Origin of the sequence: Sphingomonas gei (assembly GCF_004792685.1) — a bacterium.
Lineage (GTDB): Bacteria > Pseudomonadota > Alphaproteobacteria > Sphingomonadales > Sphingomonadaceae > Sphingomonas > Sphingomonas gei.
The window spans coordinates 115950-138060 of sequence record NZ_SRXT01000004.1 but is presented as its reverse complement, the minus strand read 5'-3'; the positions used below and the strand labels follow the sequence as shown (position 1 = coordinate 138060).

General features: G+C 67.0%; 27 protein-coding genes. 14 read left to right on the top strand and 13 right to left on the bottom strand.

The annotated features are described in order from the left end of the window. The first annotated feature begins 49 nt into the window (after nucleotides 1-49). The 6 genes from E5A73_RS10415 to E5A73_RS10390 all read left to right on the top strand — a co-directional run bounded on the left by E5A73_RS10415 (nucleotide 50) and on the right by E5A73_RS10390 (nucleotide 3975). Nucleotides 50-397, top strand: coding sequence for a hypothetical protein (locus E5A73_RS10415; protein WP_135964216.1), 348 nt, complete (start codon nucleotides 50-52; stop codon nucleotides 395-397). 14 nt (nucleotides 398-411) lie between these two features. Then, nucleotides 412-1338 carry a bifunctional diaminohydroxyphosphoribosylaminopyrimidine deaminase/5-amino-6-(5-phosphoribosylamino)uracil reductase RibD gene (gene ribD / locus E5A73_RS10410; protein ID WP_206366482.1) on the top strand — a complete coding sequence of 309 codons (927 nt, stop codon included), beginning with the start codon at nucleotides 412-414 and terminating at the stop codon, nucleotides 1336-1338. Then, nucleotides 1338-1946: a riboflavin synthase gene (locus E5A73_RS10405; protein ID WP_135963771.1), complete on the top strand. Its 609-nt coding sequence runs from the start codon at nucleotides 1338-1340 to the stop codon at nucleotides 1944-1946. Before ribD ends, E5A73_RS10405 begins: the two co-directional genes overlap by 1 nt. Further along, nucleotides 1933-3069 carry a 3,4-dihydroxy-2-butanone-4-phosphate synthase gene (gene ribB / locus E5A73_RS10400; RefSeq protein ID WP_135963770.1) on the top strand — a complete coding sequence of 379 codons (1137 nt, stop codon included), beginning with the start codon at nucleotides 1933-1935 and terminating at the stop codon, nucleotides 3067-3069. Before E5A73_RS10405 ends, ribB begins: the two co-directional genes overlap by 14 nt. Then, the gene (gene ribH / locus E5A73_RS10395) at nucleotides 3069-3488 is read left to right on the top strand and encodes a 6,7-dimethyl-8-ribityllumazine synthase (protein ID WP_135963769.1); all 420 of its coding nucleotides are present in this window, start codon (nucleotides 3069-3071) and stop codon (nucleotides 3486-3488) included. Before ribB ends, ribH begins: the two co-directional genes overlap by 1 nt. A 154-nt stretch (nucleotides 3489-3642) precedes the next feature. Next, nucleotides 3643-3975, top strand: a complete 333-nt coding sequence (locus E5A73_RS10390; protein ID WP_240700127.1) for a hypothetical protein — start codon at nucleotides 3643-3645, stop codon at nucleotides 3973-3975. Between the two features lie 91 nt (nucleotides 3976-4066). Here the strand turns inward: E5A73_RS10390 and E5A73_RS10385 are convergent, their stop codons facing one another. Further along, a complete protein-coding gene (locus E5A73_RS10385) occupies nucleotides 4067-5176 on the bottom strand; it encodes an alkene reductase (RefSeq protein ID WP_135963767.1) in 1110 nt (369 codons plus the stop codon). Nucleotides 5177-5303: 127 nt separating this feature from the next. Here E5A73_RS10385 and E5A73_RS10380 point away from each other — a divergent pair, with 127 nt between their 5' ends. Genes E5A73_RS10380 through feoB form a run of 4 tightly spaced genes read left to right on the top strand, consistent with a single transcriptional unit; the run spans nucleotide 5304 to nucleotide 9016 of the window. After that, nucleotides 5304-6179, top strand: a complete 876-nt coding sequence (locus E5A73_RS10380) for a DMT family transporter (protein ID WP_420822570.1) — start codon at nucleotides 5304-5306, stop codon at nucleotides 6177-6179. After that, a complete protein-coding gene (locus E5A73_RS10375) occupies nucleotides 6179-6835 on the top strand; it encodes a COQ9 family protein (protein ID WP_135964214.1) in 657 nt (218 codons plus the stop codon). The genes E5A73_RS10380 and E5A73_RS10375 overlap by 1 nt, the downstream gene beginning before the upstream one ends. 55 nt (nucleotides 6836-6890) lie before the next feature. Continuing rightward, nucleotides 6891-7163, top strand: a complete 273-nt coding sequence (locus E5A73_RS10370) for a FeoA family protein (RefSeq protein ID WP_135963765.1) — start codon at nucleotides 6891-6893, stop codon at nucleotides 7161-7163. Further along, complete coding sequence (gene feoB, locus E5A73_RS10365; protein ID WP_135963764.1) at nucleotides 7160-9016, top strand: ferrous iron transporter B; 1857 nt, start codon at nucleotides 7160-7162, stop codon at nucleotides 9014-9016. Before E5A73_RS10370 ends, feoB begins: the two co-directional genes overlap by 4 nt. Here feoB and E5A73_RS10360 read toward each other — a convergent pair. Beyond that, nucleotides 9013-9186: a DUF4169 family protein gene (locus E5A73_RS10360; RefSeq protein WP_135963763.1), complete on the bottom strand. Its 174-nt coding sequence runs from the start codon at nucleotides 9184-9186 to the stop codon at nucleotides 9013-9015. The two genes, feoB and E5A73_RS10360, sit on opposite strands and share 4 nt — an antisense overlap. 54 nt (nucleotides 9187-9240) lie before the next feature. On the opposite strand from E5A73_RS10360, the gene ssb reads away from it, so the two are divergent. Next, nucleotides 9241-9795 (top strand): single-stranded DNA-binding protein, encoded by a 555-nt coding sequence (gene ssb / locus E5A73_RS10355; RefSeq protein ID WP_135963762.1) that lies wholly within the window; start codon nucleotides 9241-9243, stop codon nucleotides 9793-9795. 47 nt (nucleotides 9796-9842) lie between these two features. Beyond that, nucleotides 9843-10289, top strand: coding sequence for a hypothetical protein (locus E5A73_RS10350; protein ID WP_240700126.1), 447 nt, complete (start codon nucleotides 9843-9845; stop codon nucleotides 10287-10289). On the opposite strand, the gene E5A73_RS10345 is transcribed toward E5A73_RS10350, so the two are convergent. The 7 genes from E5A73_RS10345 to E5A73_RS10315 form a co-directional block, all read right to left on the bottom strand. After that, complete coding sequence (locus E5A73_RS10345; RefSeq protein ID WP_135963760.1) at nucleotides 10286-11146, bottom strand: pirin family protein; 861 nt, start codon at nucleotides 11144-11146, stop codon at nucleotides 10286-10288. The genes E5A73_RS10350 and E5A73_RS10345 overlap by 4 nt on opposite strands. Continuing rightward, a complete protein-coding gene (metW, locus tag E5A73_RS10340; protein ID WP_135963759.1) occupies nucleotides 11143-11736 on the bottom strand; it encodes a methionine biosynthesis protein MetW in 594 nt (197 codons plus the stop codon). The genes E5A73_RS10345 and metW overlap by 4 nt, the downstream gene beginning before the upstream one ends. Continuing rightward, nucleotides 11733-12152, bottom strand: coding sequence for a GNAT family N-acetyltransferase (locus E5A73_RS10335; RefSeq protein WP_135963758.1), 420 nt, complete (start codon nucleotides 12150-12152; stop codon nucleotides 11733-11735). Before E5A73_RS10335 ends, metW begins: the two co-directional genes overlap by 4 nt. Then, nucleotides 12149-13285 carry a homoserine O-acetyltransferase MetX gene (gene metX / locus E5A73_RS10330; protein ID WP_135963757.1) on the bottom strand — a complete coding sequence of 379 codons (1137 nt, stop codon included), beginning with the start codon at nucleotides 13283-13285 and terminating at the stop codon, nucleotides 12149-12151. Before metX ends, E5A73_RS10335 begins: the two co-directional genes overlap by 4 nt. Before the next feature lie 87 nt (nucleotides 13286-13372). After that, the gene (locus tag E5A73_RS10325; RefSeq protein ID WP_168355898.1) at nucleotides 13373-13780 is read right to left on the bottom strand and encodes a hypothetical protein; all 408 of its coding nucleotides are present in this window, start codon (nucleotides 13778-13780) and stop codon (nucleotides 13373-13375) included. Next, on the bottom strand, nucleotides 13780-15078 hold the full coding sequence (locus E5A73_RS21595; protein WP_206366458.1) for an eCIS core domain-containing protein: 1299 nt from the start codon (nucleotides 15076-15078) through the stop codon (nucleotides 13780-13782). The genes E5A73_RS10325 and E5A73_RS21595 overlap by 1 nt, the downstream gene beginning before the upstream one ends. Nucleotides 15079-15541: 463 nt before the next feature. Next, on the bottom strand, nucleotides 15542-17179 hold the full coding sequence (locus E5A73_RS10315; RefSeq protein WP_135963755.1) for a flavin monoamine oxidase family protein: 1638 nt from the start codon (nucleotides 17177-17179) through the stop codon (nucleotides 15542-15544). A 67-nt stretch (nucleotides 17180-17246) separates the two neighbouring features. On the opposite strand from E5A73_RS10315, the gene hisC reads away from it, so the two are divergent. Together hisC and E5A73_RS10305 are read left to right on the top strand one after the other, a co-directional pair. Further along, on the top strand, nucleotides 17247-18341 hold the full coding sequence (hisC, locus tag E5A73_RS10310) for a histidinol-phosphate transaminase (protein WP_135963754.1): 1095 nt from the start codon (nucleotides 17247-17249) through the stop codon (nucleotides 18339-18341). Next, nucleotides 18341-19249, top strand: a complete 909-nt coding sequence (locus tag E5A73_RS10305) for a prephenate/arogenate dehydrogenase family protein (protein WP_135963753.1) — start codon at nucleotides 18341-18343, stop codon at nucleotides 19247-19249. Before hisC ends, E5A73_RS10305 begins: the two co-directional genes overlap by 1 nt. On the opposite strand, the gene E5A73_RS10300 is transcribed toward E5A73_RS10305, so the two are convergent. The 4 genes from E5A73_RS10300 to ftsE are packed head-to-tail and all read right to left on the bottom strand — an operon-like array spanning nucleotide 19246 to nucleotide 22050. Continuing rightward, a complete protein-coding gene (locus E5A73_RS10300; protein ID WP_135963752.1) occupies nucleotides 19246-19929 on the bottom strand; it encodes a lysophospholipid acyltransferase family protein in 684 nt (227 codons plus the stop codon). The genes E5A73_RS10305 and E5A73_RS10300 overlap by 4 nt on opposite strands. Continuing rightward, nucleotides 19929-20471, bottom strand: a complete 543-nt coding sequence (locus tag E5A73_RS10295; protein ID WP_135963751.1) for a YdcF family protein — start codon at nucleotides 20469-20471, stop codon at nucleotides 19929-19931. Before E5A73_RS10295 ends, E5A73_RS10300 begins: the two co-directional genes overlap by 1 nt. Next, the gene (locus E5A73_RS10290; protein WP_135963750.1) at nucleotides 20468-21352 is read right to left on the bottom strand and encodes a cell division protein FtsX; all 885 of its coding nucleotides are present in this window, start codon (nucleotides 21350-21352) and stop codon (nucleotides 20468-20470) included. Before E5A73_RS10290 ends, E5A73_RS10295 begins: the two co-directional genes overlap by 4 nt. Next, nucleotides 21349-22050: a cell division ATP-binding protein FtsE gene (gene ftsE / locus E5A73_RS10285; protein WP_135963749.1), complete on the bottom strand. Its 702-nt coding sequence runs from the start codon at nucleotides 22048-22050 to the stop codon at nucleotides 21349-21351. The genes E5A73_RS10290 and ftsE overlap by 4 nt, the downstream gene beginning before the upstream one ends. Nucleotides 22051-22111: the final 61 nt, after the last annotated feature.

The following is a 22111-nucleotide window of genomic DNA, read 5'->3' as shown; positions in this document are numbered from 1 at the left end:
GGCGCGGGGGTTTGCCCTGAAGCCCCCGCGTCCTTATCTTGTCGGCATCATGGCCTTTCTCAAGAACCTCTCGCCGACCGGCGCCTTTCGCGACCTGCGGCTTTTCTTCGGCACGCGCCGGCCGCACCAGTTCGGGTTCATGGGACTGGCGCTCGCGGTCACCGGGGTGATCCTCTTCGTGTTCTTCAAGGACAATCATTTCGAGCGGCCGTACGAACGCAACATCATCTATGTCGAGCAATGGCCGATCACGCGCACCGACGAGCAGATCAAGGCGCAGCAGAAGATCGACCAGGCCAAGAAGGCCATCCAGAGGGCCGAATTCGAGAAGCGCCGCAAGGCCAAGCAGGCCGAGTTCAAACGGCTCGACGACAAGCTCGAATCGTGGGGCTTCTGACCGACGCGCGCTGGATGGGCGCGGCGTTGGGGCTCTCTGAGCGCTCGCGCGGCCGCACCGCCCCCAATCCCAATGTCGGCTGCGTGCTGGTCAGGGACGGCCGCGTCGTCGGTCGCGGCTGGACTCAGCCGGGCGGGCGTCCGCATGCCGAGGCGATGGCGCTGGCGCAGGCCGGCGAAAAGTCGCGCGGCGCGACTTGTTACGTCACGCTCGAGCCGTGCGCGCATCTCTCCCCGCGCGGCCCGGCTTGTGCCGACCTGCTGGCGACCGCCGGTGTTGGCCGCGTGGTGATTGCGCTCGGCGACCCTGACCCGCGAACCAATGGCGCGGGCGCCGCGCGCCTGCGCGAAGCGGGGATCGACGTGGTGGAGGGTATTGCCGAAGCCCCCGCCCGCGCCGCCATGGCCGGTTTTTTCGCTCGCCAGGCTAGGCGGCGTCCCTTCGTCACGCTCAAGCTCGCGACGTCGCTCGACGGCGGCATCGCTTTGGCGTCGGGCGAAAGCCGCTGGATCACCGGGCCCGAGGCGCGCGCGCATGCGCATCTCGAACGCGCGCGGCATGAGGCGATTCTTGTCGGGCGCCGCACCTGGGAAATCGATCGGCCCAGCCTCGATGTCCGATTGCTGGGTCTCGAAGCGCGTTCGCCGCGCCGCCTTGTCCTGTCGTCGCAAGGCGACCTTGCCCGCCCCGCGGATATCGCCGGCCTCGAAGGCGTCGACCATCTTCTCGTCGAAGGCGGCGCCGAAACCGCCGCGGCGTTCCTGCGCGAAGGCGTGGTCGATCGACTGCTGCTCTATCGCGCGCCGGTCCTGATCGGCGGTGGCAAGCCCGCGCTCGCCGATATCGGGCTCACCGATCTCGCCGCCGCGCATGGCCGCTGGCGGCTGAGCGATACGCGGATGCTTGGCAGCGACCGGCTCGAAGTCTACGCGAGCAACTGATGTTCACGGGAATCGTCTCCGATATCGGCACCATCGCCGCCGCCACGCAGCAGGGCGACCTGCGCGTCGAGGTTTCCACTCACTATGACGTCGACACGATCGACCTCGGCGCATCGATCTCCTGCTCGGGTGTGTGCCTGACGGTGGTCGACAAGGCGCCCGGCCGCGTAGCCTTCGACGTTTCGGCGGAGACCGTCTCGCGCACCGCGTCCGATATGTGGACCGAGGGCCGCCGGCTCAACCTCGAACGCGCGCTCCGGCTGGGCGACGAACTCGGCGGGCATATCGTCACCGGTCATGTCGATGGCATCGGCACCGTTTCCGAATGGCGCGAAGAGGGCGGCTCCCACCGGCTGACCATCGCCGCCGGCAGGGAGCTCGCCCCCTATGTCGCTGCCAAGGGCTCGATCACCGTCGACGGCGTCTCGCTCACGGTGAACGACATCAAAGACACGCCCGCGGGCGTAAATCTTATGCTCAACATCATTCCCCATACCGCCGCCGTCACTACATTCGGGGCATTGCAACCCGGGCAGGCGGTCAACCTCGAGATCGACGTGCTTGCCCGTTATCTCCAGCGCATGGAGGCGCTCCGTGGCAAAGCCTGAACTCGCCCTGCTCAAGCATGGTTTCCTGTCCTCCCCCGAGGAACTGATCGACGAGGCCCGCAACGGCCGCATGTTCATCCTGGTCGACGACGAGGACCGCGAGAATGAGGGCGACCTCATCATCCCGGCGCAGATGGCGACTCCCGATGCGATCAACTTCATGGCGCGCTTCGGCCGCGGGCTGATCTGCCTCGCGCTCACCAAGGACCGCGTCGACCAGCTCGGGCTCGACTTGATGTCGCGCAACAACGGCACCCGCCACGAGACCGCGTTCACCATCTCGATCGAAGCCAAGGAAGGCGTCACCACCGGCATCTCCGCCGCCGATCGCGCGCGTACCGTCTCGGTGGCGATCGACGCTGCCAAGGGCCCGGAGGCGCTCGTCTCGCCGGGTCACGTCTTCCCGCTCGTCGCGCGCGACGGCGGCGTCCTCGTCCGCACCGGCCACACCGAGGCCGCGGTCGATGTCGCCCGGCTCGCCGGGCTCAATCCGTCGGGGGTGATCTGCGAGATCATGAAGGACGACGGCACGATGGCGCGGCTCGACGATCTCGTCGCCTTCGCGCAGTTCCACAACCTCAAGATCGGCACGATCCGCGACCTGATCGCCTATCGTCGCCGCCACGATCATCTGGTGGAGAAGCGCGCCGAGGCCGGCTTCACCAGCGAATGGGGCGGCGATTGGACCGCGTTCACCTTCTGGAACAAAGCGACCGAGAGCGAGCAGGTCGCCTTGGTCAAGGGCAAGATCAATCCCGCCAAGCCGACCCTGGTGCGAATGCACGCGATGTCGCCGTTCAGCGACATCTTCGGCGAAGGCGGCGGCCGCGGCGGGCTGCTCCGGCGCTCGATGGAGATCATCGGCGAAGAAGGCGCCGGCGTGGTGGTAGTGATCAACAAGCCGCGCCCCGACCAGTTCAGTGTCGCGCTTCGGGCCAGGGCCGGGACGCTCGAGCTCAAGGACATGGACGAACTGCGCGATTACGGCGTCGGCGCGACGATTCTCACCGAACTCGGCGTGCAGGACATGATCCTGCTCACCAACACCCACCACACGCTCATCGGGCTCGATGGCTACGGCCTGTCGATCGTCGGCGAGCGCGCAATCGATACGGAAAACTGATGGCCCGCGTTCTGATCGTCGAAGCCCGCTTCTACGCCGAGCTCAACGACATGCTGCTCGACGGCGCCCGCACTGCGCTGCAGGAAGCCGGGCATGACTATGAGATCGTCACCGTCCCCGGCGCGCTCGAAATCCCCGGCGCGGTCGCGCTCGCGGTCGAGACCGGCGAATATGACGCCTTTGTCGCGCTGGGCGTGGTTATCCGCGGCGAGACCTATCATTTCGAGATCGTCGCGGGCGAGAGCGCGCGCGGGCTGATGGCGCTGGCGCTCGATGGCGTGCCGATCGGCAACGGCATCCTCACCGTCGAGAACGAGGAACAGGCGCTGGTCCGCGCCGATCGCGAGCAGAAGGACAAGGGCGGCGAGGCCGCCAAGGCGGCGCTCGCGATGCTGGCGCTCAAGAGCCGGTTCGGCTGAGCCGATGCAGTTGCCGCCCCCCCGCTACAAGATAGTGGAGCGCGGGCGCCGGCTCGAAGTGATCGACACGCGGACGGGGAAGCCTGCTTCTACTTCTGTCCCCCTTCCGCTTGCAGGGGTTAGGGGAGGGCACATCGGAGCCACTCCCCGAGATTTGACAGGCCCTCCGACCCCTGCAAGCGGAAGGGGAGCGGAAGCGGACAGCGCCGGGATCGACTCTGGCGTATTCGTCACCAAGCGCTGGTTCGACGACAAGGCGCCGCGCACGATCCGGATGAACTTTGCCAACCGCGCCCGCCTGCTCAACCTGCGCTGGGTCGCGGCGATTGCGATCGCCTTGCTGGTCGTGCTGAGCTTCTGGTTCTGGCCGCTGGCGATCCTGGTCGTCGCGGCGCTGGCGTTCGGCCCGAAGCTACGCGCGCAACTCCGGGCCGCCAGTACCAGCTGGTTCGACGGATTCGATCAAACCTCTCACCGTTCGCCCTGAGCTAGTCGAAGGGCCGCTCTCGTCGAGCTCATACGCCCGCGAAGAGGCGGCCTTCGACAGACTCAGGCCGAACGGTGGCGGGCGGCGCTAGCTACGCCGCCCGCGTCTCGTCCCACTTCGGATAATCGGTATAGCCCTCGGCACCGCCGATATAGAACAACTCCTCGCGCTGCGGATTGAGTGGCAGCTTCTCGGCGAGGCGGATCGGCAGATCGGGATTGGCGAGGAAGGGGCGGCCATAAGCGATCGCATCGGCTTCGCCCGCGTCGAGCACTGCTTGCGCATCGTCGGCATGATAGTCCGAATTGAGCGCGAGCGGCCCGTTGAACACCTTGCGGATCACCGGATGCACCGGCGGGTGATCGGGCACGCCGCGCGTACCGTCCGGGCGCGGCTCGCGCATCTCGAGGAACGCGATGCCGATCTCGTCGAGCCGCGCCGCGGCAGCCTCGAATAGCGGGTGCGGGTTGCTGTCGTTGACTCCCTGCACTTCGCCATTGGGCGAAAGCCGCACGCCGGTGCGGTCGCCGCCCACGCTATCGACTACGCGGCGCGTCACCTGATCGAGCAGGCGAATGCGGTTGTCGATCGACCCGCCATATGCGTCGTCGCGGAAGTTCGAATTGTCGCGCAGGAACGAGTCGATCAGATAGCCATTGGCGGCGTGGATCTGCACCCCGTCGAACCCGGCGCGGATCGCATTCTTTGCGGCTTTCTCGTAATCGTCGAGCAGGCCGGGGATCTCGTCGGTGCGCAGCGGCCGCGCCTGTTCATACGGCTTCTTGGTCGCGCCGCTGTCCTCGCCGGCATAGGTGCGGACGTGACCCGGCGCCGTGTTCGCCGATGCCGACACCGGCGTCTCGCCGCCGAGAAAGTCCGGGTGAACCAGCCGGCCCATGTGCCACAATTGCGCGACGATCCGTCCCCCCGCTTCGTGCACCGCCGCGACCACCGGCTTCCACGCCTCAACCTGCTCCTCGCTCCACAGCCCCGGCGCATAGGCCCAGCCGAGCCCCTGCTGGCTGATTCCCGTCGCTTCCGAGATGATCAGCCCGGCGCCCGCGCGCTGCGCATAATAGTCCGCCATGATTGGCGTCGGCACATGCCCGCGGGTGGCACGGCCGCGGGTGAGCGGTGCCATCAGGATGCGGTTCGGCAAGTGGATCGCGCCGAACTGGATGGGATCGAACAGGCTGGGCATTGGAACGACGTTACCTTCTGACTTGTGACCTGTGGCACATAGGAGGCTACAGGGCGCTATGCAGGACGGCGCATCCCCAAGGAAAACTATTCCTGTCAGAAGCCATGCGGCGGCGGCGCTGATCGCATTGGTGGTCGCCAACGTGGCGCTCGCCTCGGGAGCGCTGTTCGTGCGCCTGACCGATGTCGGCCCGGTTGCGGCGGGATTCTGGCGCCTTGCCATCGCGACGCCGCTGCTTTTCGCCTTCGCAGCGTCGATCGGCGACAGGCCGGTCCAATCCTCGCGCGGACTATGGGGCGTGCTGGCGATCGCAGGCGTCGCTTTTGCCGCCGATCTGGCCAGCTGGCATCTCGGCATCGTCCGCACCACCCTCGCCAACGCGACCTTGCTCGGCAATTCTGCGACTCTGCTGTTCCCGATCTATGGCTTCATCGCCGCGCGGATGTGGCCATCGCGGCTTCAGGGGTTGGCGCTGGTGCTCGCCACGGTTGGGGGGGCTTTGCTGCTCGGTCGGTCGGCGAGCCTTTCTCCCCAGCATCTCGTCGGCGACCTGTTCTGTCTGTTCGCCGGCCTGCTCTACGCGATCTATTTCGTCCTGATGGCGCGGGCACGCGAGCGGCTCGCGCCGATGCCCGCGCTTGCCTTGTCTTCGCTGGCGACCATCCCGCCGCTGCTGATCCTCGCGCTTGCGCTCGACGAGCAGGTGATGCCGGGCGATTGGTGGCCGCTGATCGCGCTCGCGGTGATCAGTCAGCTGATCGGCCAGGGCTGCATGATCTATGCGCTGGGCCACCTCACGCCGCTGGTGATCGGAATCGCATTGTTGATCCAGCCCGTGGTCGGCGCGGCGTTCGGTTGGGCGCTTTTCGACGAGCGCCTCGCGGCGGCGGACCTGTTCGGCGCCGCGCTGGTGGCGGCGGCGCTCGTCCTGGTGCGGCAGAGCGGGGCCGGCGAACGTGCGCGTGCGCTTGCGCCAAACGCAGGGGAGCCTAAATCCACATGATGGACCTTGCAGACGCAACGCTCGACGAACTCCGCGACGCGCTCGCCCCGGCGATCGCCGCCAATGCCGCCTTCGACGGCTGGAACCATGCCGCGCTCGATGCCGCCGCCGACAGCCGCGGCGTCGACCGGGACGTCGCACGGCTCGCTTTCTCCGCCGGGCCGGTCGCGATGATCGATGCGTGGTTCGCCAGCGTCGATCGGGGGATGGCGGCGCGCTTCACGCCTGAGGCGCTTGCCGCGATGAAGATCCGGGCGCGGATCGCTGCGCTGGTCGAAGCGCGTCTGGAAATATTGGCGGCCAACCGCGAGGCGCTGCGCCGCGCCGTCGCCGTCCTGGCAATGCCCCAGAACGCGCTGCGCGCCGCGAAGCTCGGCTGGCGTTCGGCCGATGTCATGTGGCGGCTCGCTGGCGACGCCGCGACCGATTATAATCATTACACCAAGCGGACCTTGCTCGGCGGCATCTATGCCGCGACGATCGCGGTGTTCCTGCAGGATGACAGCGAGGGCCATGCCGAGACCAGCGCGTTCCTCGGCCGGCGGATCGAAGGCATCATGAAGTTCGAGAAGGCCAAGGCCGGCTTCCTCGCCCGCACCGCGCACCGGCCCAGCCTGTCGCGATTCGTCGGACGGCTGCGCTACCCGGTGGTGTGATCTCCGGCACATCCGCTATGGCGCTTCCCTCCGGTTATTGATAATGACTCGCAGCATGAACATCGCCGCTGCGATTCCCCACCCCATTCGACTCGCCCAATTGCCCCGCCTCAAGCCGGGCACGGTGGCCGGAGTCGACTGGCACGCGCTGTCCGAACCCGAGGGACGGCGCCTGCGCGAGCTTGGGCTCGACGAAGGCGTCGAAGTCGAGATGCTCCATCATTCGGGATTTCTCGGGCGCGGCCCGGTCGCCTGCCGCATCGGGCGGATGACGGTGGCGCTGCGCCGCCACGTCGCTGCGGCGATCCACGTCTCGCCTAACCCATGAACCAGGCCCCTTTGGTCGCGCTGGTCGGCAATCCCAATGCCGGCAAGAGCGCGCTGTTCAACGCGCTGACCGGCGCGCGGCAGAAGGTCGGCAATTATCCCGGAGTCACGGTCGAGCGCCATGCCGGGCGCATGGCGCTGCCCGATGGCCGCCCGGTCGAATTGCTCGATCTGCCCGGCGCCTACAGCCTCGATCCCTCCTCGCCGGACGAGCAAGTCACCCGCGACGTGCTCGTGGGCCGTCAGGCCGGCGAGCGGCTTCCCGACGCGATCATCACCGTGGTCGATGCGTCGAATCTCGACAACCATCTGCGCTTCACGCTCCAGCTGATCGCGCTCGGCCTGCCGATCATCGTCGCACTCAACATGGTCGATCTCGCCGAGCGCGACGGACTGGTGCTCGATCCCGAGGCGCTCGAGCGCGAGCTCGGCGTACCGGTGGTGCCGACCGTCGCGGTGCGCAAGCGCGGGCTCGAAACGCTCAAGGATCGGCTCGGCGACGTCGTCCGCAATGTCCACACGGTGCGCCCCGGCCCCGGCGTCCAGCACGACATCGTCGTCCTCCAGCGCCGCGCCCGCCAGATCGCCACCGCGGTGACTGTCTCCGAAACCGCGGCGCGGCGCTGGACTCACCGCCTCGATGCGATCGCGCTGCACCCGGTCTCGGGTCCGGTTCTGTTGCTGGGGCTGATGTTCGTCATGTTCCAGGCGGTGTTCGCCTGGTCCGAAGCGCCGATCGGCTGGATCGAATCGCTGATGGCGATGCTTGGCGGGGCGATCGGCGACGCGCTGCCGCAAGGCGTGCTGCGCTCGCTGCTGGTCGACGGGGTGATCGCCGGAGTCGGCGCGGTCGTCGTATTCCTGCCGCAGATCCTGATCCTGTTCGGTTTCATCCTCGTGCTCGAGGCGACCGGCTACATGGTCCGCGCCGCCTTCCTGATGGATCGCGTGATGGCCAGCGTCGGACTGTCGGGCCGCGCGTTCATCCCGCTGCTGTCGAGCTTTGCCTGTGCAGTGCCCGGTATCATGGCGACGCGCACCATCTCGGACGAAAAGGACCGGCTGACGACGATCCTGATCGCACCGCTGATGACCTGTTCGGCACGCCTGCCAGTCTATACGATCATCATCGGCGCACTGATTCCCGATCGGGCGATTCTTCCCGGCGTCGGCCTCCAGGGCCTGGTGCTGTTCGCGCTATATGTGCTCGGCATCATCGGCGCGTTCGTCGCGGCTCTGGTGCTTCGCCGCACCGTGACCAAGGGCGCGACCTCGGGCTTCATGATGGAGATGCCCAAATACCAGATGCCGCGGCTGCGCGACGTGCTGCTCGGCCTCTGGCAGCGCGCCGAAATCTTCCTCAAGCGCGCCGGCACGATCATCCTGCTGACCACCGTGGTGCTGTGGGCACTGCTCAGCTTCCCCAAGCCGCCCGAGGGCAGCGGGATATCGAAAGTGGATTATTCGATCGCCGGCCGGATCGGCAACGGCTTGCAGGTTCTGGTCGCCCCGATAGGGTTCAACCGCGATATCGCGCTGGCGCTGATCCCGGCGATGGCCGCGCGCGAAGTCGCGGTAGCGGCGATCGGTACGGTCTACGCCGTCGACAATCCCGAAGACGCCGCCGGCGAGGCGACGATCCGCGAAAATCTGCGCGCGCATTGGACGCTGCCCACCGCGCTTGCCTTCCTGATGTGGTTCGTCTTCGCGCCGCAATGCATTTCGACGATCGCGGTCACCCGGCGCGAGACCAATGGCTGGAAATGGCCGGCCTTCATGGTCAGCTATCTGTTCGTGCTGGCCTATGTCGCGGCGGGGATAACCTATTGGAGCGCGGTCGCGCTGGGGCTCTAGTCGCGTTTCGACTCGTCTAGCAGCCGAGTCACTTTGGCGGTCTCGGCGCCATCGGCCTGTTTTTGCGCCCGCGTCCGCCCGAAGCGCGCGCGATTCTCCGCGGCTTGCGCGGACTTATCCACGCGCGCCTTCGCCTTGCGCGCCTTGTTCAGGTTGATGATATCGGCCATCGAGAGTACTCTGTTCGTTCACCTTATCCTTATCGATCATACAGCGGAGTTTCCATGGCCGGCAGCGTCAACAAGGTCATCCTGGTCGGCAATCTGGGCAAGGACCCGGAAAGCCGCAGTTTCCAGAACGGCGGCAAGGTCGTCGAGCTGCGCATCGCCACGTCCGAGAGCTGGAAGGACCGCAACTCGGGCGAGCGCAAGGAAAAGACCGAGTGGCACACCGTCAAGGTGTTCAACGAGGGCCTTGCCAACGTCGCCGAAAAATATCTGCGCAAGGGCAGCAAGGTCTATATCGAAGGCGCGCTCACCACGCGTAAGTGGCAGGACCAGTCGGGTGCCGACCGCTATTCGACCGAAGTGGTGCTGCAGGGCTTCAATTCGGTGCTGACCATGCTCGATGGTGCACCCGGCCAGGGCGGTGGTGCGGGCCGCAGCAGTGGTGGCGGCGGTGAGGATTGGGGCGCCGGCGGCGGCGACGAATTCTCGGGCCAATCGTCGAACCGCGGCGGTGCCAGCGGCGGCGGTAACTTCAACGGTGGCGGGCAGAAGAGCGGCGGCGGGTTCGGCGGCGGCTTCCCCGACGATCTCGACGACGACGTGCCGTTCTGAGCAACTCGGCGGCCGGCGCGTCGTTGAGCTTCCAAAGAGGATCCATGATGCGCCACTTGTTTGTCAGCACCGCTTTATTGGTCAGTGCCTGCGGCGGCGGCGCTTCTACCGAGACGACGAACGACCCTACCGGGCAGAACGTCGCCGACGCCGCGTCCAAGGGGAAGCCCGCTGCGATAACTGCGGCGGCCGATTGCTCGAACAAGCCCGATTTCGTTCCGGTGCATGATGGCGCGCAGATCACCACCTGCGTGTCGGGCCCCGATGGCACGCCGCAGCATGTCAGCGGCACGATCGTCTATCTGGTCAAGGCCCAGCCTGCCGAAGTGCTCGGCTGGTCGCGCGCCCAGGCCAACGCCTCGGGGCTCGGCCAGCGGATGTCGACGCCGACGCAATATTCGGCCGGCGAGGATTCGAAGCGCAGCCTGCTGATCGTGGTCGAGCCGATGAACGGCGGCACGCGTGCTACGGTCAATTGGGGCAGCGGCGTCTAGCCTGCGATGATCTCGGCAACGCCGAACGTGCCGGCCTGGTAATCGGCGAAGGCCTGGCGGATTTCCTCGACGCTGTTCATCACGAACGGCCCGTGCGCGACGATCGGCTCGGCGATCGGATCGGCATGGCCGAACACGAACAAAGCCGGTTCGGTAGCGGTGACCGTCACGCTCTCGCCCTCGCCGAGCTGGGCGAGATGGAATTGCGGCACCTGCCGCCCGCCGACGTGGAGCTCGCCGCGTGCCACATAGAGGAATACGTCACGGCCGCGCAGCTCGTCGAAGGTCACGCTCGCGCCTGACTGCACCGCGACCCAACCGAGGAAAACGCCGGTGAGCGACTCGACCGCGCCCTTTCCGCCCTGCCATTCGCCCGAGACCAAGTGCACCGTCGCGCCCTCCGACTCGACGGTGGGGATTCCTTCGGCCTGCACGCCGACATAACGCGGCGCGGTCATCTTGAGCCGCGCCGGCAGGTTCACCCGTAATTGCAGGATCTCCATCGGCCCGCCGTCGCGCTTGAATCCCGCGGGCGAGACTTCGGCATGGACGATCCCGCGCCCCGCGGTCATCCATTGGATTCCGCCGGCGCGGATGATGCTCTCATGCCCCGCCGAGTCGGTATGCGCGAGCTCACCCTCGAGGATGAGGGTCACCGTCTCGAAGCCGCGATGCGGATGCGGGCCGAACGGCAGGCCGCGATTGTTCGGCGGATAGGTCTGCGGCCCGTGATGGTTGAGGAAGAGGAATGCGCCGACATTCTCGACACCCGGGCCCGGCACCGGCCGCCGCGTCACTAGATCGCCGATATCGTCGCGATTGGCCGGGTGGATCGAAGTGACGGTGCGACTGGTCATCGATTCTTCCGCAACAGGAACACGGCATGCTCGGCAAACAGGTTGGCGAAGCCCGATCCGGTGCGCTGGTCGCCCGAGAGGAACCAGCATTCCTCGACGATGATCCCGCGCGCCTTCACCAGCGCGCGGAAATCGTCGACCGTGACATGGTGGATGTTGGGCGTGGCGTACCAGGCGACCGGCAGCAGCCGAGTCACCGGCATCCGCCCGCCGAACAACAAAGACGCGCGCACCCGCCAATGCGCGAAATTGGGGAAGGAGACGAAGGCCCGCCGGCCGATCCGCAGCAGTTGGTCGAGCACCCAATCGGGGCGCCGCGTCGTCTGCAGCGTCTGGCTGAGGATGGCATAGTCGAAGCTGGCGTCGGGATAATCGGCGAGGTCGCTGTCGGCATCGCCCTGGACCACCGAAAGGCCCCGTGCCATCGCCGCGGCCACGTCGGCTGGATCGAGCTCGAGCCCGCGCGCGTCGCAGCCGCGCTGGTCGCGCAGCGCCGCCATCAACGCGCCGTCGCCGCAGCCGACATCGAGCACGCGGGTGATAGGCTGGACGTTGGCGGCGATGATCGCGAGATCGGGACGCAGGCTCATCGCGTGTAGATATCCGGATTGTCGCGCACCATCAGCCGTTCGGGGTGCGGATAAACCTTCCAGCCGAATTTGGCGTAGAGCGGCTGCATGTCGCGGGTGAACAATACCCAGCGGCGCAAGCCCCGAAGCTCGGGATGGTCCTCGATCGCCTCGAGCATCTGCTCGGCAAGCCCGCGGCCGCGTTGCCCCTCGAGCACGAATACGTCGGCGAGATAGGCAAAGGTCGCGCGATCGGTGACGACGCGCGCAAAACCGACCTGCACGTCATCGTCGAACGCGCCGACGCACAGCGAGTTTGCGACTGCCTTCGCGACGGTTTCGCGCGGAATGCCTTCGGCCCAGTAAGAGCGCACCAGATAGCCGTGGATAACGTCGAGCTGCTGATCCTCGGGATCGAACGAGATGCGGTAATTCATTGACGGTCTCCGGCGCCGAGGAAGCCCGTGATCACCCGGTCGAGCTCGGGATTCTCGAGCAGGAACGCGTCATGCCCGAACGGCGACTTCAATTCGACGAAGCTCACCGGCGCGCCGGCGGCGTTTAGCGCGTGGACGATCGTCCGCGATTCGCCGGTCGGATAGAGCCAGTCGGTGTCGAAGCTCACCAGGCAGAAGCGCGTGTCGCCGGTAAAGGCATTGGCCAGCACGCCCTCATGCTCCTCGGCGAGATCGAAATAGTCCAGGGCGCGAGTGATATAGAGGTACGAATTGGCGTCGAACCGGTCGACGAAGCTCAGCCCCTGGTGGCGCAGATAGCTCTCGACCTGGAAATCGGCGTCGAAGCCGAAGGTCTTGGCGCCATCGGGTTTTTCGGGGCGGCTCTGGAGCTTGCGCCCGAACTTGGCAGTGAGACCGGCCTCGGACAGATAGGTGATGTGCGCCGCCATCCGCGCCACCGCGAGGCCCGAGGAAGGCGGATCGTTGTCGGCATAATAGTCGCCGCCGCGCCAGCGATGATCGGCCATGATCGCCTGCCGCCCGACTTCGTGGAACGCAATGTTCTGCGCCGAATGCCGCGCCGCGCTGGCAATCACCACGGCGGAAGCGACGCGGGTCGGATAGGTCGCCGCCCAGCTCAGCGCCTGCATCCCGCCCATCGATCCGCCGACCACCGCGAACAGCCGCTCGATGCCGAGATGATCGAGCAGCATCGCCTGCGCGCTGACCATGTCGCGAATGGTGATGACCGGAAAGCCCATCGCCCAGGGCCTGTCGGTGGTGGGGTTGATGCTCGCCGGCCCCGACGAACCGAGGCAGCTGCCGAGCACATTGGCGCAGACGACGAAGTAACGATCGGTATCGATCGGCTTGCCCGGCCCGACCATTCGCGCCCACCAGCCAGGCTTGCCGGTCACCGGATGCGCCGAGGCGACATGATGGTCGCCGGTCAGTGCGTGGCAGACGAGGATCGCGTTGCCGGCATCGGGCGCCAGCATGCCGTAGGTTTCATATGCAATGTCGACAGGCGACAGCAGCACGCCGCCGTCGAGCCTGAGCGGCCCGGGCAGCGTCGCGGTACGGCTCAGGCCAAAACGCGCATCGTCAAGCATGAGGCCCGGTTAGGGGGTGCGGGGCGGAGTGGCAACAAGGTGTCGTACCGCGTCAGCCATCAACGCGAATTTGCGGTTTCCCGTTAGTCACGGACATCGGACCTGGGTGATAGCGGACACTCGCGCGCTGTCGTCTCCGTAGGTCAGCGCGAGCGAATATTCGATGCCGGGCATCAGGTCGTAGAATTCGTGCAGCGGGATGTGGATTTGTAGATTGGCGCCAGGAGCGAGTGCGACGGGCAATCCGACGAGATGATCGGCACGGGTACGGATGTCGGCAGGTTCGATCTCCGACCCGTCCGCGCGCAGGGTCATTTCGAGGAAATGGAAAGAGCGCAAGGCAGCCACTCGATACGCCTCGCGCGAAAATTCCCACCCTTCCGTCGGCCGATAATCCCCCGGATTGTGGATTGTCACGGCCTTGTCCCCGTCATTGGCGATCCGCAGCACGGCCCAAACCCCGCCTTCGCAGCGGATCTCGATCGTGGTCTCCACTAGGACGGATTCGTCACGTCGACGCCGGATGTCGAGCAATCCGCGTTGGCAACCGGGTTCGAAAGCGACATCGGGCCCCCCTGCGGGGTTCGGTGAAAGGCGGCGCCCTTGGTGAAGCTCAGCGTCCGATAGGCTCTCGCGGCCTTTTTGGGGGTGTTGCCCATCGCGGTCCACAAGGCGGCGATCGCATCGGCTTCGGTGGCGCCGGTGAACGCAGTGCCGGCGGTCTTGGCGTCCTGCAGCTTCTTGTCCCATTTGCCGATTTCATCGTCGAACGCGACCTTGTCGTCGGCGACGTGATGATCCTCGTGCCGGCGATTGGCCTTGAAGACCGCATCGTCGGTGGGACTGCCTTTGACGGTGAACGTCGAATTTCCGGCGCCCGCGCAAGCGGCCAGCCCGGTCACGCCGCGGGCGCGCGCCTTGGTGACGACTTTCGTCCACGGCCCAGGACCCAGGACGGTCTCGTCGTCGCTGCCCTCCTGGTCCGGCACGGTGTCGACTTTCGCCATGTAATTGGCGGCCGGGTCGGTGCTGGGAAGCGGAGATGTGAAGAGGCCCGGCATCTTGATCGCGCCGTCCGCGTCGGCTTCGGTCTTCAGGCTGGTACCGTTCAGCTGTTGCCAGCTGACCGGATCGGAGCCCCCGAACGCGATGTCGGCCACGTTCAGCGTTTCGTGGACAGTAGCGCCCTTCCACGTCGCCGAGCGGCGGACCACCTGCTCGACCGCACCGGCCGCCTCTTCTTCGTACTGCGCCATTTCATCGCGCGAATCGATGCCCCCAGCGACATGCTGCCGGTTTGCGGGCTGCCGCCGAACGCGCGCGGCGCCCTGCTGGACGGTATGGGTCAGCTCGTGCGCCAGCAAATGCCGGCCATGATCGCTGCCCGGCGCATATTGACCCGGCGCAAAGGCGATGTGGCGCCCGACGGTATAGGCACGCGCGCCGATGCTCTGCGCGGACTGAGCAGCGCGTTCGTCGGCATGCACCCGGACCTGCGAGAAATCCCGGCCGAAACGCGGCTCGAAAAACGCGCGCGCCGATGGATTGAGCGGCTCGCCGGTCGATCGAAGCACGTCGCCGACGCTGGCGGGGGCCGCGACACCCGAAGCGTCATGCCCATCCTGACGCCTGGCCCGCAGCATTGCGCCCGGCTCCTCTTCCTCGCAGGTGGCGCATTTGCGCTGCAGCGTCGCGCCCCCGGCGGTCCCCGACGGGGCGGCGGACATATGCATCACTCGGTCGGCCATGCGATCCGCCTCATGCTCGAGCGGATCGTCGACGGCGCCGATCACCAGCTTCGTCTGGACGGCAATCGGGGATGGCGGCTGAAATGCAATCGACCGATCGGCGGGGGAGACGGGGACCTCGCTCAAATCGCGAGAGCCGCGTGGGTTTGCACCTGGGGCACTTGCGCTCGCGCGGTCTTGCGTCAGTCCGTCGTTCTGGTCCTGCGTCGCGCCGGAAACGTCCGAATGCGGTCCCCGAGCGGGCTCGGTGGATGCCTTCAGGGGCCTGACGACCGAAGCGAACATGCCTGCCTCCTCTGACCGGTGCGCGTGAGCCGAACTAAGTCGAGATATGGTCCTTAACCAGCTGGGCAGCGGAGATTTGCGCCTGAATCAAAATCATTTCTTCGGCGTTCGGCCCCCCTAATCAACAGGACGGCAGGAATTCGACTCCGGCGCCTGAATAGGTAGAATATCCCGAAACCATAGCTTAAGCCAGTCTGGAGTTTCTATCAAAAACCATGCAGCCTCATATCTGGCATTCTTTTGATATTGGCTGAAAACGTCGCTCATCTGACTCTGATGGAATAGTTGCTGCGATGTTAGGTGAGGTACGGTGCCCCCGCGCGCCGCCGATCGCCTGCGCCGCCACCCGGCCCGTCTGTGCGCCGCCGTTCATATAGCCCGGATACGCTTCGGACAGGTGCTCGCCGGCGAACAGGATCCGACCTGCACCCGGCACGTGGCGCTCGGCGGAGTTGCCGGATTCGACACAGAGCAGCCGGGCGAAGCGCGTGATCTGGCCCGGGCGAAAATTGACATAGGCACCGAGCGTCAGCGCCTGGGCGTGCCAGTTGGTCCGCGCGAACGGCCCCGTCGCGGCCGCTTCCAGCCCCGCTATCGCCGGTGCGGACAGACCCGCGAAGCGCGCGGCCAGCGCCGAGGGCGGCCCGGCCTCGGCACGTCGCACCTCGTCGCCGCCGAGGAACCAAGTCCAGACCGGGCTGACACCATCGGCGCGGTGGACGCTGCCGTCCCAGCCGAGCGCCCAGCCGGCGTCGGCAGACGTCTGCCACAGCTCGCCGCCGATCCCCATCGGCGCGCGCCACGGCATACCGTTCGTGGCCGCCTGGATCTTCTCGTTATGGCCCAGCTCCATCTCGGCGATGAACGCGCGCCAGATCGCGGGGAGGGGCACGCGCCAGTCGATCTGGCGCAGCAACGGGGCTGGCACCGCGACGATCACGGTCTCCGCCGCTTCGGTCGATCCGTCGAGGAAGGTCAGGCGCACGCCGCTGCCTGCCGATGCGATCCGCGCCAGCCTTTTCCCGGTGGTGATGCGATCGGCATAATGCGTCGTCATCGCCTCAATCAGCGAAGAGCTGCCACCCTGGATGACATAGCGCTCGTCCGATTCGCCGAGAACTTCGATTCGCGCGCCGTCGACCGTCGGCAGGTTGAACACCAGCTCCACGGCCGAGGCGAACGCCGGCTCGACGCCATATTCGGTGCGGCTGGTCGCCTCCATGAGTTGTCGTACCCAGGGCGGGCCCATCAGCGCGCGATGCTTGTCGAGATATTGCTCGATCGACATCCGATCGAGCTCGGCGGCGACGCGATCGAAATCCTTTCCGAGGCGCGCCGAATCGCTGTCGATCTGCGCCGCGATCGGACGCAGCGCTTCGGCAAGCTCGGTGTCGTTCAGCAACCTGCCGTCGCCTAGGATCAGAGTGCGGTGCGGCTCGGCCTTGCGATCGACCAACGGCACATCGAAGCGCTTGCACAGCGCCTGCATGTCGTCATGGTCGGTGTTGACCAATTGCCCGCCGACTTCGAACGGCGTGGCGCCGGCGGGCCGGTGGGTGAACATCCGCCCGCCGGTGCGGCCCCGGCCCTCATAGAGGTGCGCATCCACGGCGGCCTCCCGCAGGTGGTGGAGCGCGCTCAGTCCGGCGATGCCGCCGCCGATGATCGCGACGCGGCCCCCGGCGAAGGCGCGCGCCGGGCGCGGCAGCGCCGAGGCCATGCCGGCCGCTGCGATTCCCTTGAGCAAGGCGCGGCGGGTGGCGCCCGGAGCGCCCGGGATGGGCGGGGCCTCGCCGGCTTCCGCGACGTTCCGGGCGCGCGCCGTCGCCAGCGCCCGCCATACCATGCTGCTTCCGCGCATCGCCCCCTCCCATGCCTGCCCACGCCGAGCTTGCCATTGGAAGGCCATTCCGCCAAGCCGCGCGACCATGGATGCACCCGTTCCCAATCGCTGGGTCATGGAGATCGCCCCCTATGTGCCGGGGCGCTCGACCACCGATTCCGGCTCCAAGGCCGTAAAGCTCTCCTCCAACGAGAATCCGTTCGGCACGCCGGAAGTGGCGCGCGCGGCCTTTGCGGCGGCCGCATCGCAGCTCGAGCGCTATCCGGACGCCAGCGCCGCCGAACTGCGCGAAGCGATCGGCGCGCATTACGGGCTCGATCCGGCACGGATCATCTACGGCACCGGATCGGACGAAGTGCTCCATCTCGCCGCCGGCGCCTATGCCGGAATCGGCGACGAGATCATCTATGTCCGCTACGGCTTCGCGGTCTACGACATCGCCGCCCGCCGCGTCGGCGCGACACCGGTGGTGGCGCCCGACAAGGACTATGCCAGCGACGTCGATGCGATCCTCGCCTGCGTGACCGAGCGGACCAAGCTGATCTTCATCGCCAATCCGAACAATCCGACCGGCACCTATACCTCGCGCGCGGAAATCGCACGGCTCCATGCCGCGCTGCCGGCGCAGGTGCTGCTGGTGATCGACCAGGCCTATACCGAATATCTCGATCCCGAGGACGATGACGGCGGGCTCGATCTCGCGCGCAATGCCGGGAACGTACTGGTCACGCGGACCTTCTCGAAGATCTTCGGACTCGCCTCCGAGCGAGTCGGCTGGGGCTATGGCGCGCCCGAGATGATCGACGCGATGCACCGCATCCGCGCGCCGTTCAACTTCAGCACCGCGGCGCAAAAGGCGGCGGTGGCGGCGCTGGGCGATCACGCATTCGTCGAGCGGAGCTACAGCCACAATCGGGAATGGCGGGGCTGGTTCGCCGATCAGATCGGGGCGATGGGCAACAAGGGACTTCGCGCGGTCCCATCCAAGGCCAATTTCCAGCTCGTCCTGTTCGAAGGCGAAGTGACTGCCGAGGCGGCGTACAAGGGTTTGATGGAGCGCGGCTATATCGTCCGCTGGCTGCCGGGGCAGGGGCTGCCGCACGGCTTGCGCATCACCATCGGCACCGAGGACGAGATCCAGGGCGTCGCCGCGGCAATCCGCGAGATCGTGGGGGGCTGATGCTGCCGTTCAGCCGCGTCACCGTCATCGGGCTCGGGCTGATCGGTTCGTCGATCGCCCGCGCGGTGCGGCAGCACATGCCGAGCGTCCGCGTGACGGGTTTCGACGCCGATCCTTCGGTGCGCGAAACCGCCGTCCGGATCGATCTGTGCGACGATGTCGCCGATACCGCGGGCACTGCCGTGATCGACGCCGATCTGGTGGTGCTCTGCGTTCCGGTCGGCGCGATGGGCGTCGTCGCGGCGGAGATCGCGGCGGATCTCCCTGCCGATGCGATCCTCAGCGATGTCGGCTCGTGCAAGGAAAGCGTGATTGAGGCAGTGCGGGCGGCGCTGCCCGAAGCAGTGTTCGTGCCGGCGCATCCGGTGGCGGGAACCGAGAATAGCGGGCCCGAGGCGGGCTTTGCATCGCTGTTCCACCATCGCTGGTGCATCGTCACCCCGCCCGAGGGCACGCCGGGCATCGCGATCGAGCGCGTGCTCGAATTCTGGCGCCGGCTTGGTGCCGAAGTCGAGACCATGGAGCCCGCGCATCACGATCGCGTGCTCGCGGTGACCAGCCATTTGCCGCATCTGATCGCCTATACCATCGTCGGCACCGCCTCGGACCTCGAGGAAGTGACTGCGTCCGAAGTCATCAAATATTCGGCGGGCGGGTTCCGCGATTTCACCCGGATCGCCGCCTCGGATCCGACGATGTGGCGCGACGTGTTTCTCGCCAATCGCGAAGCGGTGCTCGACATGCTCCAGCGCTTCTCGGAGGATCTCACCGCGCTCCAGCGTGCGATCCGCTGGGGCAAGGGCGACGAATTGTTCGACTTGTTCTCGCGCACCCGCGCCGTTCGCCGCTCGGTCATCGATTCGGGCCAGGACGATGCCCGCCCCGATTTCGGCCGCTCGCACGATTAGCCGTTCAGCGCGTTGATTTCGCGGTGGACCAGGCTTTCGATCTCGTTGCGCTTCAGCCCTGCCGGTATCGGTTCGCCGAACCGGAACGTCACCAGCCCCGGCCGCATCGGGCCATGCTTCGGCCATACCCGTGCGGTGTCGAGCGCGATCGGCACCACCGGTCGGCCGACCGCGCGGTAGAGGCCGGCGAGCCCCGACAGCACCGGTGGGGTTTCCCCCATCGCCGAGCGGGTGCCTTCGGGGAACAGGACCACCGAACGGCCCGCCGCACCCGCCGCTTTGGCTTCGCGCATCATCTGGCGCAGCGCCGCCGCCGATCCGCTGCGGTCGATGATGATGATGCCGTAGCGCCGTGCCGCCCAGCCCCACACCGGGATGCGGGCATATTCCTGACGCATCACCACCGCCGGCGCATCGAGCATGCGGACCAGTTCGAAGGTCTCGAAGAACGACTGGTGCTTCGAGGCATAGAGCGCGGGGCCGGCCAGCGGCGCCCCCTCTATGCGGACGCGGATTCCGGCGAGGTTGCGCGCGCACCAGGCATGATATTGCGTCCACAGCAGCACCCAGCGGCGAAATGCGCGCTGGCCGAACAACGCCGTCACCGGCGCGAGCAGCACGATCGCCACCGACAGCCCGTAAAACGCGCTCTTGAACACGATCGTGCGAACCCGGCCCATCAGCCGGCGCCGATCCACAAGGCGATCCGCCGCACCAGATATTTGTGATATTCGCGGAACAGCACCCGCCAGCCGGGGCTGTTGGGGCCGCTGCGCACGGCATCCCCGACCACGTCGACATCGCCGCCCAGCGCGCTCGCCAGCTCCATTCGCGCGCGCGGCATGTGCCAGTCGGTGGTCACCAGCCGCACCGATCGGAAACCGTGCTTACGCACCCATTTCATCGTCTCTTCGGCATTCGAACGCGTGTCGACTGCCTGCCAGCCGAGATCGATGCAGCATGCCATCAGCTTGCGATCGATCTTGAACTGCACCGCGAACTCGACCGGGCGGACATCGGGGTCGACTCCGCTCACCAGCATCCGCTTCGCATCGCCGGCGCGAAGCACGACGAGGCCGCGGTCGATCCGCCCCGAGCCGCCGGTGAGCACGACGATCGCGTCGGTCTTGCGGCCGTCGAGCGGCTTGCCGAGCGACAGCAGGAACAAGGCGAAGCCCAGCGCCCATGCGACGAGCAGCAACAGGCAGGTGCGCCAGATCACAGCCGCTGGCCCAGCGTGCGCAGCACCGCGACGCGCGCCGCGAGCGTCGACAGCAAGGCGAAACCGAGCGGCAGGAGTAGCAGCAGGAACCAGTCGCGCCGCTGGAGCGCGACGCCGCCCAGCATCTCCGAGCCGACCGCGCTCAGCCGCCCCTGCAGGAACCAGACGAGCGTGAGCGCCGCGGCGGTGCCGGCAATCCCGCCGAGCAACGTGTCGAAGGCGATCCGACGCTGGAACAGGCGGGCAATCTGGACGTCGGTCGAACCCAGCATGTGGAGCACATCGATCGTGTCGCGGTGCGTGTCCAGCCCCGCGCGTGCGGCAAGCAGCACGACCGCGGCGGTGGCGCCCGCGATCAGCAGCATCAGGCTCACCGCGAGCCAGCTCATCGACGACAGGAAGTCGCGCACCGGCGACAGCCATTGCGCGTGGCGGTCGACGCGCGCGGCCGGCGCAATCCGCCGCGCCGCCTGCTCGATCGTGGCGAAATCCGCTCCCGCCGCCTCGACGTCGATCATCGCCGGCATCGGCAGATCAGGATCCAGCCCGGCATCGCCGAGCCAGGGCTTGAGCAACTGCGCGAGATGCGCGCGATCGACTTCACGCACGCGCGTCACGCCGGGAAGCTTGGCGAGCGTACCGACCATGGCTCCCGCCTGACTGTCGCGCAGGCTCGCGATCGGCTCGACGATCTGCACCGTCAGCCGGCCCGAAAGCGCGCGGTCGAGCTGCGCGGTCGCGCCGAACATGCCGAGCCCCAGCGCACCGGCGAGCACGGTGAGGAACAGCATGATCGCCATGATCCACGTCATCGCGCGGGTCGGCTGGCCATCGTCGAGCAGCCGCCGCTCGGAGGCGTGGGGATGGAGGCCGAGAATCATGATTCGCCCGGCGGATTGCGCAGCACGCCGGTGGGGTCGCTGAGCCGGCCATGCTCGATCCGCATCATCTGCGCGTTGGGGATGCGATGGAGCAAGTGAAAGTCGTGCGTCGCGACGACGACGCTGGTGCCGAGCCGGTTGAGCGATTCGAACAGATAGAGCAGCCGCTCGGCCATCTCCGGATCGACGTTTCCGGTCGGCTCGTCGGCGACGAGCAGTTCGGGCCGGGCGATCACGGCGCGCGCGATCGCGATGCGCTGCTGCTCGCCGCCCGACAAGGTCGGCGGCTTGGCGCGCGCGCGTTCGGTGAGCCCCACCCAGGCGAGCATCTCGCGCACCGGCGCCTCGACATCGCTCTCCTGCACCCCGGCGACGCGCAGCGGCAGCGCGATATTGTCATAAGCGGAAAGGTGCGGGACCAGCCGGAAATCCTGGAAGACGACGCCGATCCGCCGCCGGAAGCCCGGAAGCCGCTGGCGCGGCAGTGCGCCGGCATCCTCGCCGAACAGCCGGATTACCCCGCGCGAGGGCCGCTGAGCGAGGTAGAGCAGTTTGAGCAAAGAGGTCTTGCCCGCGCCGGAGGGCCCGGTCAGGAAATAAAAGGATCCGCTCTTGAGCGTGAAGCTGACGTCCGAGAGGGTCTCGGATCCCGTGCCATAGCGCAAGCCGACATTCTCGAACTGGACGATATTGGCCATTCGCGGGCGCCGGCCGCTCCTTGCTTGGGGTGGCGCACGGCATCGCACAGCCCGCCGCCGG

Coding starts and splice junctions, on each gene's coding strand:
- E5A73_RS10415 (WP_135964216.1), top strand. CDS start 50: ATGGCCTTTCTCAAGAACCTCTCGCCGACCGGCGCCTTTCGCGACCTG.
- ribD (WP_206366482.1), top strand. CDS start 412: ATGGGCGCGGCGTTGGGGCTCTCTGAGCGCTCGCGCGGCCGCACCGCC.
- E5A73_RS10405 (WP_135963771.1), top strand. CDS start 1,338: ATGTTCACGGGAATCGTCTCCGATATCGGCACCATCGCCGCCGCCACG.
- ribH (WP_135963769.1), top strand. CDS start 3,069: ATGGCCCGCGTTCTGATCGTCGAAGCCCGCTTCTACGCCGAGCTCAAC.
- E5A73_RS10385 (WP_135963767.1), bottom strand. CDS start 5,176: ATGCCCAGCCTGTTCGATCCCATCCAGTTCGGCGCGATCCACTTGCCG.
- E5A73_RS10375 (WP_135964214.1), top strand. CDS start 6,179: ATGGACCTTGCAGACGCAACGCTCGACGAACTCCGCGACGCGCTCGCC.
- E5A73_RS10370 (WP_135963765.1), top strand. CDS start 6,891: ATGAACATCGCCGCTGCGATTCCCCACCCCATTCGACTCGCCCAATTG.
- feoB (WP_135963764.1), top strand. CDS start 7,160: ATGAACCAGGCCCCTTTGGTCGCGCTGGTCGGCAATCCCAATGCCGGC.
- E5A73_RS10360 (WP_135963763.1), bottom strand. CDS start 9,186: ATGGCCGATATCATCAACCTGAACAAGGCGCGCAAGGCGAAGGCGCGC.
- ssb (WP_135963762.1), top strand. CDS start 9,241: ATGGCCGGCAGCGTCAACAAGGTCATCCTGGTCGGCAATCTGGGCAAG.
- E5A73_RS10350 (WP_240700126.1), top strand. CDS start 9,843: ATGCGCCACTTGTTTGTCAGCACCGCTTTATTGGTCAGTGCCTGCGGC.
- E5A73_RS10345 (WP_135963760.1), bottom strand. CDS start 11,146: ATGACCAGTCGCACCGTCACTTCGATCCACCCGGCCAATCGCGACGAT.
- metW (WP_135963759.1), bottom strand. CDS start 11,736: ATGAGCCTGCGTCCCGATCTCGCGATCATCGCCGCCAACGTCCAGCCT.
- E5A73_RS10335 (WP_135963758.1), bottom strand. CDS start 12,152: ATGAATTACCGCATCTCGTTCGATCCCGAGGATCAGCAGCTCGACGTT.
- metX (WP_135963757.1), bottom strand. CDS start 13,285: ATGCTTGACGATGCGCGTTTTGGCCTGAGCCGTACCGCGACGCTGCCC.
- E5A73_RS10315 (WP_135963755.1), bottom strand. CDS start 17,179: ATGCGCGGAAGCAGCATGGTATGGCGGGCGCTGGCGACGGCGCGCGCC.
- hisC (WP_135963754.1), top strand. CDS start 17,247: ATGGATGCACCCGTTCCCAATCGCTGGGTCATGGAGATCGCCCCCTAT.
- E5A73_RS10305 (WP_135963753.1), top strand. CDS start 18,341: ATGCTGCCGTTCAGCCGCGTCACCGTCATCGGGCTCGGGCTGATCGGT.
- E5A73_RS10300 (WP_135963752.1), bottom strand. CDS start 19,929: ATGGGCCGGGTTCGCACGATCGTGTTCAAGAGCGCGTTTTACGGGCTG.
- E5A73_RS10290 (WP_135963750.1), bottom strand. CDS start 21,352: ATGATTCTCGGCCTCCATCCCCACGCCTCCGAGCGGCGGCTGCTCGAC.
- ftsE (WP_135963749.1), bottom strand. CDS start 22,050: ATGGCCAATATCGTCCAGTTCGAGAATGTCGGCTTGCGCTATGGCACG.